Genomic DNA, 11665 nt, shown 5'->3' with positions numbered 1-11665 from the left:
TTCCAGCCGCAGCAGCCCCACGGCCCCCACAACAAGCCCCGCCGTGGGCGGGAACCAACCGGGCCAGACGCCCCGCTCCGCCCGCTCAATGGCGGGCAGCAGCAGGCTCCACACACTGGCCGCCAGCATGATGCCTGCCGCCATGCCGGAGGTCATCCGCTGGGTGCGGGGCTCCTGCGCGCGCCGAAACAAAAAGGCACCTGCCGCCCCTACCGTGGTGCACACGGCAGGCAGCAGCAAAATGCCCGCTGTAAAGATGATTTTTTCCACACCGCATTCCTCCTCTTCCCGCTGATGTATGCGGGAAAAGCGGCGGATGTGCAGCTTTTGGGTTATTTTGCCCAGGTGGGCTCCTGATCTTTGCCGGAGTAATCAAACAGGCCGTCGTTTTTCTCCTCCAGCGCCTTGATCATGTGGTAGGTATACTCGTTGTAGGGGGTAGGGATGCCCAGCTCTTTGCCCATCCGCATCAGTGCCCCGGAGAACATGTCGATCTCCGTATGGCGGCCCGCGTCAATATCCTGCAGGGTAGAGTACCGGGCGTCCGGCGGCACCGCACTGCCCCGGCCGGAGTTTTTGTCCACAAGGGAAAGGTCGATGCCCTTGGCGGCGGCAATGGCCATCAGCTCTTTGCGGAGGCCGTCACTGATGGCTTTCATGTGGACGCTGTCGCGGTAGCAGCCCACACCGGCTCCCAGAATGGCCTGGGGCAGGTTGTTGCAGACGTTGAGCCGGAATTTGCTCCACATCTCCTCCCGGATGTGCTCGGTGGCGCGGAAATGAACGCCCGTGCCCTCAAACAGGGCCGCGACGGCCTGTACCCGCTCACTTTCAAAGGGTGCGGCCAGGTCGCCGTAAATGATGCCCAGTGTGGTGTCCGGGTCAAAGCGGAAGCCGTCCGCTTCCTTGTGGGAGACCACCTTGATGAGCGAGTAGAGCAGGTGATCCGCTCCTACCTCGGCCGCAATGATCTCCTCGCTGTCCACGCCGTTCATCAGGCTCATGACGATGGTGTGTTCCCCCACCACCTGCCGGATGCTGTCCAGCGCCCCGGGCAGGGCACCGTATTTCAGGGCCACGATGAGCAGATCAGCCCCGTGGGCCTCCTCCGGGGTCCAGACCTCCGGGTGATACACCTTGCCGTTGATGCCGATGCCGTTTTGCAACCGCCGGGCACGCTCGCCCTCGGCCACCACGCCCAGACGGATGCCCGGTTTCTCAGACAGCCCCCAGAGGACATAGGCCCCCACGGCTCCCGCGCCCAGAACGGCCACTTTTTCGAGTTTCATACTGCTTCCTCCCCACTGTTTTGACGATTTTGTTCTGACTGCCAGGATAACATATTTCTCCGGTTCCGAAAACCGGGTACACATCCCTGTCCGATGGCAGGAGCAGACGTTCTTTTTGCTTGCGCTTATTTGCGGCGGGACTTTTTCCGCCGGGGGAACGCGGCATAGGTGTAGCCGAACACCGTACCGCACACGCCGCCCACGATGTGCATAAAGTTGGCGACGTTGTCCCGCACAAAGATGACATCATACACCTGCTGGCCCAGGTAGAGCACCGCCACCAGCAGCATCGTGACCGGAATGCCACCCGAGAAACCGGACAGGGACGCCAGCATGATGAGCATGAACACGATGCCCGACGCCCCCAGCAGGGCCGAGTGGGGGAAGAGCGCGCACTGCAGAATGCCCGAGATGAGGGCCGTGAGCAGGATGCCCCTCAGCAACGGGATGCTGCCGTATTTTTCCTCCATGGGCGGGCCGATGACAAGCAGCAGGAGCATGTTGTTCAAAAAGTGATCCCAGCTGCCGTGGCCCAGCACATGGCCGAACAGCCGGACATAGAACAACGGATCTTTCAAAGAAGAGCGGTAGACACAGAACAGATGGGTCGTTGTCCAGCCGCCGGTCCACTGCCCCAGGAACAGCACCCCCAGCGAGAGCAGAAAAAACGTGAGGATGACCGGGGAGTTGTATTGCAGCTGCAGCGTAAATTTTGGCTTTTTCGTAAGCGTTTCATCCTTTCGCAGCCCACAGCGCTGCCGCAGGCCCTTAAATTTGGTCTTAACAGATTTATTGTAGCACACTCCGGGTAGGTTTTCCACGGGTTTCTCTGCCGGGCGTTCCGCTCTGCTGTACAGCCGCTCTTCCTGTTCAGTAAGATTAAACATCCATTTTTGTCCTTTTCTGGGATGAAAATTGTATTTTCGGGAAGTATCTGTTATATTCGGCCTGAAAATTTTCACTTCTACCACATCGTTCGAGCACTTTGCACAACATATCTGTTCATTATTTGTTTACAACATGCATTGTAATTTAACAGATATGCAGTATAATTAAACACACAATAAGCGTCGCTTAACGGTAGGTATGATGCACGGCTTCAAACAGCGCCCCGGCCCGGTGCTGCGCCGTGCAGACGTGAAAGGAGAAGTTTTTCCATGGCAATCAAAGAGTATGCAGCAAAGCTGATCGAGCAGGACGCTACTTTAAAGGAGATCGCGGAGCAGAAAGAGACTCTGTGGGTCAACCCCAAGTTCCTGCCCTTTGAAATGACCGACGCTGTGTGCCAGCTGGTCGTCTCGGACGCAGACATTGCAGACGCAGAGGCGCGTCTGGAGCGGTTTGCCCCGTTCATCCGCAAGTGCTTCCCGGAGACCGAGTGCACCAATGGCATCATCGAGTCCCCGCTGAAGCCCATCCCCGAGATGCAGAAAGGCCTGATCGAAGCAACGGGCAGCCCCATCTCCGGCAATCTGTTCCTCAAGATGGACAGCCATCTGGCGGTGGCAGGCTCCGTCAAGGCCCGCGGCGGCATCTATGAGGTGCTGAAACACGCCGAGGATCTGGCCATTGCAGCTGGCAAGCTGAAAGTGACGGACAACTACGAGAAGCTGTGCAGCGACGAGATGCGCGCATTCTTCAACCAGTACACCGTGCAGGTGGGCTCCACCGGCAACCTGGGCCTGTCCATCGGCATCAGCAGCGCCGCCATCGGCTTCAAGGTCAAGGTGCACATGTCCGCCGACGCCCGCCAGTGGAAGAAAGACCTGCTGCGCAGCAAGGGCGTTGAAGTCATTGAGTATGCCGACGACTACTCCAAGGCCGTGGCCGAGGGCCGCAAGCTCTCCGACGCCGACCCCATGAGCTACTTTGTGGACGACGAGAAATCCGTCAACCTGTTCCTGGGCTATGCCGTGGCCGCTTCCCGCCTGAAGAAGCAGCTGGATGAGCAGGGCGTTGTGGTGGACGAGCGGCACCCGCTGATCGTTTACATTCCCACCGGTGTGGGCGGTGCTCCCGGCGGCGTGGCTTATGGCCTGAAGCGGGTGTACAAGAACGCTGTCCATTGCTTCTTTGCAGAGCCCACCCTCTGCCCCTCTGTCCTGCTGGCTTTGCCACCAACCTGTACGAGGCCGTCAATGTGCATGACTTTGGCATCGACGGCCTGACCGAGGCCGACGGCCTGGCCTGCGCAAGCCCCTCCGGCTTTGTCACCCGCATTGACTCCAACCTCATCTCCGGTGATTTCACCATCGAGGATGCAAAGCTGTACGACTTTATGCGTCTGCTCCACAAGACCGAGGACGTCCTCATTGAGCCCTCCAGCTGCGCCGCGTTCATCGGCCCTGTCCATCTGGAGAGCACCGAGGCTGGCAAGGGCTACCTGGCAAAGCAGGGCCTGACCGCCGACGTGATGAAGAACGCCACCCAGATCTGCTGGGCAACCGGCGGCCGTCTGGTTCCCGATGAGGTCTGGAAAGAGTACCTCGTCAAGGTCGTCAAGTAAGAGGAGGTTTGTTTATGGGCTCTACTGTATCTGTGATCCTCGGCCTGGTATTGGCCGTTCTGGTGTTGGTCCTCTTCACCGTTAAACTGAAGATCCACCCGTTCTTCGCACTGATCGCCACCTCCGCCACCTTTGCCATCGTGGCCGGCATGAACATGCAGGACATGCTCAGCGCCTTTACCAGCGGCATGGGCGGCACCATCGCCGATATCGGCCTGGTCATCGCACTGGGCACCGTTACCGGTACCCTGCTGGAGAAATCCGGCGCTGCCGAGACCATGGCCAAGACCATCCTCAAGATCACGGGCAAAAAGCACGCTGCTCTGGGCCTGGCCATCACCGGCTACTTCGTCTCCATCCCCGTCTTCTGTGATTCCGCATTCGTTCTGCTGAGCCCCATCGCCCGCCGCCTGTCCAAGGATACCAAGATCTCCATGACCACCATGGCCATCTCGCTGGCAATGGGCCTGCACGCCACCCACATGTTCGTGCCTCCCACGCCGGGCCCTCTGGCTGTGGCCGGCATCCTGAACGCGGACTTGGGCATGGTCATCCTGTTTGGTGCATTGGTCTCCATCCCTGTCATGCTGGTGGGCTACTTTGCTTCCCTGACCGCAGGCAAAAAATACTACTACATCCCCGAGGATGACAGCGACGTGACCGAGGAAGAGGACGAGAACGCCAAGCTGCCCAGCGCGCTGGCTTCGTTTATGCCCATCCTGGTCCCCATCCTGCTCATGCTCCTCAAGACCGTGGGCGACATGGTCGCTTCCGAGAACGTCCTGCTCTCCATCCTGAACGTCATCGGCACTCCTGCCGTCGCTCTGCTGATCGGCATGCTGCTCGCTGCTTACACCTACCACAACATCCACCCCGAAGACAAGCTGGCCTGGAGCTTTGACGGCCTGGTGGCCGACTCTCTGAGGACCGCTGGCCAGATCGTCCTGATCGTTGGCGCGGGCGGCGCGTTCGGCGGCGTGCTGAAAGCTTCCGCCATGCAGTCCGTCCTGACCAATGCATTCTCCGGCCTGACCATCGGCATCCTGGCTCCGTTCCTCATCGGCTTCATCTTCCGTACCTGCGTTGGTTCCGCTACCATCGCCATGGTCACGGCAGCTACCATGATCACCCCGCTCATCGATGTGCTGGGCTTCTCCTCTCCGATGGGCCGCGTCATCGCCATGCTGGCCTGCGCCGCTGGCGGTATGATGGTCTTCCATGGCAACGATGACTTCTTCTGGGTCACCACCACCACCTCCAAGATGGATACCTCCGTGGCTTACAAGACCATTCCCATCATCAGCGTTCTGCAGTCCCTCACCGCTCTGGTCGTCGTCTTTGTCCTGAGCCTGATCTTCCTGCACTAAGTGCTGATCTTCCGGGAGCATCCCATTCTGCTTCCGGTTGCTGAGACTGCTTTCCACAACAAAATCGGCAGACATGGCTGTACCTCTCCATGTCTGCCGATTTTTTATATTTTATTGTGTTTTCTACTCCGTTTTGTCATCGCTTTGCCACTTGGTCTTCCCGGCCAAACATGCTATAATGATAGTATTGAGGAGTATGCCCCTCTGCCGGGGCTGCTGCCGCAAATACAACAGTAAGGAACATGTTATGGTCAATCTGAACATCGGACAAAAGATTCAAAAATACAGGACCCAGCGGGGGCTGAGTCTCCGCGGGCTGGCGGAAAAGACAGGCATCACCGCCTCCATGATCAGCCAGATCGAAAACAATGCTGTCAATCCTTCCATCAACACCCTGAAAACGCTGGCCGAGACGCTGGATTTCCCGCTCTATGTTCTCTTCCAGGAGGACAGCGACCCCGAGCAGGAACTCATCGTCCGCAAGGGCGAATACCGCTCCATCGGGAACCGGAACAGTGAGGTAGCCTACAACCTGCTCACGGCCGACACCAAAGCCAGCATCGAATTTGTGCTGATGGAGATCCCGCCCCAGACCGTCACTTCTGATAAGGACCGCTCCCATGTGGGCGAAGAGACCGCCTATGTGGAGGAGGGCGATGTGACCATCTCCCTCAACGGTGAACCCTTTGAGCTGCACACAGGCGATGCCGTCCGTATCCCGGCCGGGACAGGCCACCGCTGGTTCAATACCGGTGACAAAATGGTCCGGGTCATCTTTGCGGTGACGCCGCCCAGCTTCTGATTTTTATTTTCGGGTCTGCTCCCAGTAGGCCCCCATGCTCTGGCCGGGCTGGTCCGTCACGTCGTCGTTGAGGTAAGCGGCCAGGCCCACCGCCTCCGGCCGCCAGGCACGGGCGGCCTCCACGGTGGGGTATTCCACCTCGGCATACCAGAACTCGGTAGGCTGGCCCTCATCCACATGGTTCACTTCCAGCACCATGCCGTCCGGCAGCTGATAGCTGCGGCGGAGCTTACCGATCAGCGGCTTGCCGATGATCTTCTCTTCGAGCCGGGTGAAGAGCTCTTTGTCGATCTCCCGCTCGATCTCCTCCCGGGCCAGCCCGCTGCCGGACTTGAAGCAGAGGATATACTTCGTCTCGCCGCCGGTCAGGGCTTCCTCCCGGATGCGGACCGTGGGCCGGACGCTGATATAGCCCTGCCGCATGGCAAATTCTTCTTTTAAGGGCAGCGGCTGCTCCGGCCAGCCGTTTACCATCCATTTCCGTTCAATTTCCATTGTGGTTTCCCCCATTTCGTTTTTGCTTATTCTAGCACAATTTTTCAGGATTATGAAGAGGTCTATCGAATGAAAGAACGCGCTTATCCCGTCTACCAAGTCAACAAACACGCCGAGGGCCTGCTGGTGGGCGGCCACCCCTGGGTGTACGAAAACGATATTACCGCCGCGCCGGAGACGCTCCCGGAAAACGGTACCCTGGCCGATGTGGTCAGCCCCAAGGGCGCTTACCTCGGCACGGGCTTTGTCTCCCACCACAGCAAGATCCGGGTGCGGCTCATCTCCCGCAACGCCAACGATACCTTTGACGCCAGCTTCTGGCGCCGCCGGGTGGAGTACGCCTGGGCCTACCGCAAGACCGTGCTGGAGCCCGCCGATCTTTCCGCCTGCCGGGTCATCTTTGGTGAGGCCGACCAGTTTCCGGGCCTGACGGTAGACCGCTTCCACAATATCCTCGTCACCCAGACCCTGAGCGCGGGGATGGAAAAGCTCAAGCCCGTTCTCTTCCCCATCCTGGCGGAAGTCCTGCGGGCCGACGGCCAGACCATTGACGGCATCTATGAGCGGAATGACGAAGCCCTCCGCGCCAAGGAGGGGCTGGAGCAGAACAAGGGCTGGTTCGAGCTGTCCGGTGAGACCCACCCCGACTCCACCCAGACAGAGATCCGCGAGAACGGCGTGTATTACCACGTCGATTTTGAAAACGGCCAGAAGACCGGCTTCTTCCTGGACCAGAAATATAACCGCCGGGCCGTGGCCCGCATTGCCGCCGGGCACACCGTGCTGGACTGCTTTACCCACACCGGCAGCTTTGCGCTGAATGCCGCCATGGGCGGGGCGGCCCGGGTCACTGCCGCCGACATCAGCGCGGAGGCCATTGCCATGGCCCAGCGGAACGCCCAGCGCAATGGCCTGACCAACATGGATTTCCTCTGTGAGGATACCTTTGAGCTGCTGCCCCGGCTGGAAAAAGAGGGCCACCCCTACGATTTTATCATCCTGGACCCGCCCGCGTTCACCAAAGCCCGCCGCACGGTGGAAAACGCCATGCGGGGCTATAAGGAGATCAATTACCGTGCCATGAAGCTGCTGCCCCGCGGCGGCTACCTGGCCACGGCCAGCTGCTCCCACTTTGCCACCGAGGAGCTGTTTATCAAGATGCTGCGCGCCGCCGCGAAAGACGCGCACCGTCAGCTGCGCCAGATCGAAGTCCGACAGCAGGCACCCGACCACCCCATCCTCTGGGGCGTACCCGAAACCAACTACTTAAAATTCTTCCTGTTCCAGGTTATTTAAGTAATACTTATAAAGCAAAATTCGGCCTCACTTCGCAAAATCAAAGCGTTTGCTCCAAAAAACCAATTTTGGGTTCGGGCAAAATCGTCAGTTTTGTCAATTGCGTTTTAGCCCCCGGTGGGCTATAATCATCGCATAGACAGCAACGGCGCTGTGAGTCACCTCCTGACTCGCAGCGCCGTTTCGTTTCAGCAGAACACTGCTCTCATTTTCTCGTTCCTGAGAAAGTTTTGCGGTATTTGAATGGAAATTAAGATCAAGTAAGGAGTAGGATTTATGGCAGCAAATGTTATGGAAATCTACGGCAGCAAGGTCTTTAACGAGCACGTTATGAAAGAACGCCTGCCCAGCGCCACCTATAAGAGTCTGGAAAAGACTCTGCACAAGGGCGCCCCGCTGGACATTGAGGTGGCCAACGTTGTGGCCAGCGTGATGAAGCGCTGGGCCATGGAGCTGGGCGCCACCCACTACACCCACTGGTTCCAGCCGCTGACCGGCATCACCAGTGAGAAGCACGATGGCTTCGTCAGCCCCGTGGGCGACGGCACCGCCATCATGGAGTTCTCCGGCAAGGAGCTGGTGCGCGGCGAGCCCGATGCTTCTTCGTTCCCTTCCGGCGGCCTGCGTGCCACCTGTGAGGCCCGCGGCTACACCGCATGGGACCCCACCAGCTACGCGTTCGTCAAGGACGATGTGCTCTGCATCCCCACCGCGTTCGTCAGCTACACCGGCGAGGCTCTGGATAAGAAGACCCCTCTGCTCCGCTCCATGAACGCGCTGTCCAATCAGGCCATCCGCATCCTGAAGCTCTTTGGCAAGGACGTGGATTACGTTTCCACGACTGTCGGCCCCGAGCAGGAATACTTCCTTATTAAAAAAGAGGACTACGAGGCACGCCAGGACCTGATCCTGACCGGCCGTACCCTGTTTGGTGCTCCCTCCGCCAAAGGCCAAGAGCTGGAAGAGCATTACTTCGGCGTCATCCGCCCCGAGGTCTCCGCGTTCATGAAAGAGCTGGACGAAGAGCTGTGGAAGCTGGGCGTTCCCGCCAAGACCAAGCACAACGAGGTTGCTCCCTGCCAGCATGAGCTGGCCCCCATCTTTGACACCACCAATGTTGCCATCGACCACAACCTGCTGACCATGGAGATGATGAAGAAGATCGCTCCCAAGTATGGTCTGGTCTGCCTGCAGCACGAGAAGCCCTTTGAGGGTGTCAACGGCTCCGGCAAGCACAACAACTGGTCCATGAGCACCCCCACCGAGAACCTGCTGGATCCCGGTGACACTCCCATGGAGAACCTGCAGTTCCTGGTCTTCCTGGCTGCTGTCATCAAGGCCGTGGACGAGTATGCCGACCTGCTCCGCACCTCCGTGGCTACCCCGGGCAACGATCACCGTCTGGGCGCCAACGAGGCACCTCCGGCCATCATTTCCATCTTCGTGGGCGAGGAACTGGAAGCTGTCATCGACGCCATCGCTTCCGATTCTCCCTACGCTGGCCCTGTCAAGATGAAGATGGACCTGGGCGTGGACGTCCTGCCCAAGTTCAGCAAGGATACCACTGACCGCAACCGTACTTCTCCGTTCGCTTTCACCGGCAACAAGTTTGAGTTCCGTATGCCCGGCTCTGCCGAGAACCTGAGCGACTGCAACACCATCCTGAACACCGCTGTCGCCAAGGAGCTGAAAGCTACGCCGACGAGCTGGAGGGGGCCGAGGACTTTACCAACGCTGCCATCGCTCTGGTCAAGCGCACCATCCGCGACCACCGCCGCGTCATCTTCAACGGCAACGGTTACACCGCCGAGTGGGAAGCCGAGGCGGAAAAGCGCGGTCTGCCCAACAAGAAGAACACCCCGGCTGCCCTGCCCGCCCTCATCGAGCCGAAGAACATCCAGCTCATGGAAGACTTTGGCGTCCTGACCAAGGTGGAGATGGAAAGCCGTTACGAAGTTGAGATGGAGCACTACTCCAAGATCATCAACATCGAAGCCCTGACCATGCTGGAGATGGCCCGCAAGCAGCTGCTGCCCGCTGTCAACTCCTACATGAGCGAGGTTGCCAACACGGCTGCCTCCAAGCTGGCCGTCAGCGAGGCCATCAGCGTCCGCAGCGAGACCAAGACCCTGCAGAAGCTCTCCGCCGACGCCGACGCCATGAGTGACGCCATCGACACCCTGCAGGCTGCCGTGGATGCCGCCAAGACTCTGCCCACTGAGACCGAGAAAGCCGTTGCTTTCCACTCTGACGTCATCCCCGCCATGGACGCCCTGCGTGCCGCGGCAGACGATGCCGAGACCATCTGCGGCGAGGACTACTGGCCCTTGCCCAGCTACAGCAAGATGCTCTATTACGTCTGATTGTTTCGGTAATACCGCATCGGTGAGGCTGTAAATAATCTGCCATTCTCCTTTTCCTATTTCTTACACCAGCCTAAAGACCTGCTTCCTGATCGAAGCAGGCCTTTAGGCGTTTTTGTGGGAAGTTTCAGTCTTTTCCAATTTCGTCAGCAAATACCATGATGATCCGCTGCGGGGCGTGGTTCTCTGCAGCGCGGAGGTGTGTTATGAGCTATACGACTCAGCAGGACGTGCTTGATTTTGTGGAGGACAACAACGTCAAATTCGTCCGCTTTGCGTTCTGTGATATCTTTGGCAACCAGAAAAACATTGCCGTGCTGGCCAGCGACCTGACCAAGGCCCTGGAGGACGGCGTCTGCTTTGACGGCAGTGCCATTGCCGGTTTTATGCATGTGGAGGAGAGCGACCTTGTCCTCCGCCCGGACCTGTCCACCATGTGCATCCTGCCCTGGCGTTCTACCGAGGGCCGGGTGATGCAGTTTTTCTGCGATGTGGAAAAACCGGACAGCACCCCCTTTGGCGGCAACTGCCGCGGCTTTCTGCGGGACATAAACCGCCGCTTCAAACGGCTGGGCCTGACCTGCAACGTGGGTGCCGAATGTGAGTTTTACCTGTTTGAAAACGACGACCATGGCCGCCCCACCCGGGTGCCCATTGATTTTGGCGGCTACTTTGATGTAGCCCCGCTGGACGCCGGTGAAAACCTGCGCCGGGACATCTGCCTGACCATGGAGCAGATGGGCATGGCCCCCCAGCACAGCCACCACGAGAACGGCAACGGCCAGAACGAGATCGACTGCCACTACGCAGGCCCCCTCAAGACCGCCGATAACGTGATGATGTTCAAGCAGATCGTCCGGGCGGTGGCCGCCAGTAACGGCCTGCACGCCAGTTTCCTGCCCAAGCCCCTGCCGGACCAGGCGGGCAGTGGCCTGCACATCAACCTTTCCCTCTCCATGGACGGCCACAACCTGTTTGAGGGCGACATTGCCCCGGACAGTATCCCGGGCAGCTTTATGGCGGGCGTGCTGGCCCACAGCCGGGAGCTGACCGCCTTTACCAACCCCCTGCCCAACAGCTACCTCCGCTTTGGCTGCGACGAGGCTCCCCGCTATGTGAGCTGGAGCCGCCAGAACCGCAGTCAGCTGGTGCGCATCCCCCAGGTGCGGGGCGACAACTGCCGCATGGAGCTGCGCAGCCCGGACCCCGCCTGCAACCCCTACCTTTCCATCGGCCTGATCCTGGCCGCCGGCCTGGATGGCATTGAGAACCGGATGGAGCTGCGCCCCCCTGTCAATAAAAACCTGTTCATCCCCTCCGAGGCCGTGGGCCTTGGGCTGGAGACCCTGCCCACCTCTCTGGAAGAGGCCGTGGAAGTGGCAAAGAACAGCGAGTTCCTGCACAAGTTCCTGCCGGAAGAGCTGGCCAAGCGGTATTATGCAGAGTCGCTCAAGCGCTGCGCCGCCCTGAAAAACGCGGCCGACCCGGCGGAATACGAACGCATCCACTACTTCAACGCGATATAATACCATGCACAAGCGTGTAAG

General features: G+C 59.2%; 9 protein-coding genes and 2 pseudogenes. 7 read left to right on the top strand and 4 right to left on the bottom strand.

Going from position 1 to position 11665, the window contains the following annotated elements; translation table 11 throughout:
* From DXA70_RS08185 to DXA70_RS08175, 3 genes and pseudogenes are all read right to left on the bottom strand, one after another.
* A pseudogene (locus DXA70_RS08185) lies at nucleotides 1–270 on the bottom strand (ZIP family metal transporter); the annotation flags it as partial.
* Between the two features lie 62 nt (nucleotides 271–332).
* Complete coding sequence (locus DXA70_RS08180; RefSeq protein ID WP_128118169.1) at nucleotides 333–1289, bottom strand: 2-dehydropantoate 2-reductase; 957 nt, start codon at nucleotides 1287–1289, stop codon at nucleotides 333–335.
* Nucleotides 1290–1414: 125 nt separating this feature from the next.
* Nucleotides 1415–1993, bottom strand: a complete 579-nt coding sequence (locus tag DXA70_RS08175; protein WP_128118171.1) for a rhomboid family intramembrane serine protease — start codon at nucleotides 1991–1993, stop codon at nucleotides 1415–1417.
* Nucleotides 1994–2446: 453 nt separating this feature from the next.
* Between DXA70_RS08175 and DXA70_RS08170 the strand changes: the two genes are divergently transcribed.
* The 4 genes from DXA70_RS08170 (at nucleotide 2447) to DXA70_RS08160 (ending at nucleotide 5964) form a co-directional block, all read left to right on the top strand.
* On the top strand, nucleotides 2447–3457 hold the full coding sequence (locus tag DXA70_RS08170) for a D-serine ammonia-lyase (protein ID WP_347553527.1): 1011 nt from the start codon (nucleotides 2447–2449) through the stop codon (nucleotides 3455–3457).
* Complete coding sequence (locus tag DXA70_RS15440; protein WP_347553526.1) at nucleotides 3430–3795, top strand: hypothetical protein; 366 nt, start codon at nucleotides 3430–3432, stop codon at nucleotides 3793–3795. Before DXA70_RS08170 ends, DXA70_RS15440 begins: the two co-directional genes overlap by 28 nt.
* Nucleotides 3796–3809: 14 nt before the next feature.
* Nucleotides 3810–5162 (top strand): GntP family permease, encoded by a 1353-nt coding sequence (locus DXA70_RS08165; RefSeq protein WP_128118168.1) that lies wholly within the window; start codon nucleotides 3810–3812, stop codon nucleotides 5160–5162.
* Between the two features lie 247 nt (nucleotides 5163–5409).
* Nucleotides 5410–5964: a cupin domain-containing protein gene (locus tag DXA70_RS08160; protein ID WP_128118167.1), complete on the top strand. Its 555-nt coding sequence runs from the start codon at nucleotides 5410–5412 to the stop codon at nucleotides 5962–5964.
* Between the two features lie 3 nt (nucleotides 5965–5967).
* Here the strand turns inward: DXA70_RS08160 and DXA70_RS08155 are convergent, their stop codons facing one another.
* On the bottom strand, nucleotides 5968–6459 hold the full coding sequence (locus DXA70_RS08155) for a CYTH domain-containing protein (protein WP_128118166.1): 492 nt from the start codon (nucleotides 6457–6459) through the stop codon (nucleotides 5968–5970).
* A 69-nt stretch (nucleotides 6460–6528) separates the two neighbouring features.
* Here DXA70_RS08155 and DXA70_RS08150 point away from each other — a divergent pair, with 69 nt between their 5' ends.
* The 3 genes and pseudogenes from DXA70_RS08150 to DXA70_RS08140 all read left to right on the top strand — a co-directional run bounded on the left by DXA70_RS08150 (nucleotide 6529) and on the right by DXA70_RS08140 (nucleotide 11644).
* Complete coding sequence (locus DXA70_RS08150) at nucleotides 6529–7755, top strand: class I SAM-dependent rRNA methyltransferase (protein ID WP_022256368.1); 1227 nt, start codon at nucleotides 6529–6531, stop codon at nucleotides 7753–7755.
* 276 nt (nucleotides 7756–8031) lie between these two features.
* Nucleotides 8032–10118, top strand: a pseudogene (locus tag DXA70_RS08145) (glutamine synthetase III).
* Between the two features lie 206 nt (nucleotides 10119–10324).
* Nucleotides 10325–11644 carry a glutamine synthetase family protein gene (locus DXA70_RS08140; RefSeq protein ID WP_128118165.1) on the top strand — a complete coding sequence of 440 codons (1320 nt, stop codon included), beginning with the start codon at nucleotides 10325–10327 and terminating at the stop codon, nucleotides 11642–11644.
* Nucleotides 11645–11665: the final 21 nt, after the last annotated feature.

This window comes from Faecalibacterium sp. OF04-11AC (assembly GCF_003460645.1).
In the GTDB taxonomy this organism is placed as follows: Bacteria; Bacillota; Clostridia; order Oscillospirales; family Ruminococcaceae; genus Faecalibacterium; species Faecalibacterium prausnitzii_I.
This window is presented reverse-complemented; position numbering and strand designations above follow the sequence as displayed.